This window comes from Microbacterium sp. BF1 (assembly GCF_019279095.1).
GTDB classification, from domain to species: domain Bacteria; phylum Actinomycetota; class Actinomycetes; order Actinomycetales; family Microbacteriaceae; genus Microbacterium; species Microbacterium maritypicum.
On the sequence record NZ_JAGYWT010000627.1, the window covers coordinates 1 to 1280 of the forward strand.

Consider the following 1280-nt stretch of genomic DNA (forward strand, 5'->3'; position numbering starts at 1 on the left):
GGGCGTGAGGAACGAACTGGTGACAGTTTCGGTTTAGGCCGCGAGTGTGAGCGGCTCGGTTAGCTTGGCTTCGAACTCGATGGGCGTCAACCCGCCGAGGGTGTCCTGGGCTCGCTGGCGGTGATACTTCCGCTCGATCCAGACGACGATGGCGAGGCGAAGCTCCTGCCGCGTCGCCCACCGCTGCTGGTTGAGGACGTTCGTCTGCAACAGTGACCAGAAGCTCTCCATCGCCGCGTTGTCCCCGGCCGCGCCGACGCGCCCCATCGATCCGACCATGTCGTGACGGCGCAGCTCGCGGGCCATCGCCCTGCTCCGGAACTGGCTGCCCCTGTCCGCGTGCAGGATGCAGCCGGCCACCTCACCGCGGCGGGTGACGGCGTTGCGCACGGCATCGACGGCGAGCTTCGCTGTCATCCGATCCGAGATCGAGTAGCCGACGATCCGGTTCGAGAACACGTCCTTGATCGCGCAGCAGTAGAGCTTGCCTTCGCTCGTCCAATGTTCCGTGATGTCCGTGAGCCAGAGCCTGTTCGGCGCATTGGCACGGAATACCCGTTGCACGTGGTCGTCGAACACGGGAGGGCCGGCCTTCTTGCCCTTGCCCCGCCGGCGGCGTTGCGCGGACGAGAGGATCCCGGCCTGCGAGCACAGCTTCCACGCCGTCCGGCGACTCATCCGCCAGCCAGCCCGGCGCGCCTCGTCGGCCAGGTATCGGTAGCCGAACGTCGGGTCCTCGTGGTGCGCATCGTGCAGCGCATTGATCCGATAGGCGCGGAGCACATCCGCGTCCCGGATCGGGTCGCCTCTCCACCGGTAGTAGGGCTGGCGGGCGAGCTTAAGGACCCGGCACGACACCGACACGGGGATCCCCGCGTCGGCGAGCTCAGCAACGAGCGGGTATGTCATTTTGGGGAGCCACCGAGGCGCAGGTTCGCCTGCGACAGATACGCCGCCGCTCGCCTGAGGACCTCGTTCTCCTGCTCGAGCAACCGGATCCGCTTCTTCAACTCCCGCGCCTCCGCTGCGTCTGCAGCGGTCTGACCAGGACGGTTGCCGTATTCGACGTCGGCCTGACGGAGCCAGTTCTGCAACGTCGCTTCGCTGATGCCGAAGTCAGTGGCGATCTGCTTGATGGTGACGCCGCTCTCGCGGCTACGAGCGACCGCGACAACGTCCTCGCGGAACTCTCTGGGATAGGGACCAGGCATGATGACATCCTCCCCGCCAGCGCCTCCCGGCACTAACGATCAGTTGTCACCAATTCCTTCCTCACGCCC

Annotated in this window: 1 pseudogene; it reads right to left on the reverse strand. The window is 66.2% G+C overall.

The window, feature by feature from the left end:
* Positions 1–33 precede the first annotated feature (33 nt).
* A pseudogene (locus tag KZA10_RS15555) lies at positions 34–1211 on the reverse strand (IS3 family transposase).
* Positions 1212–1280 lie beyond the last annotated feature (69 nt).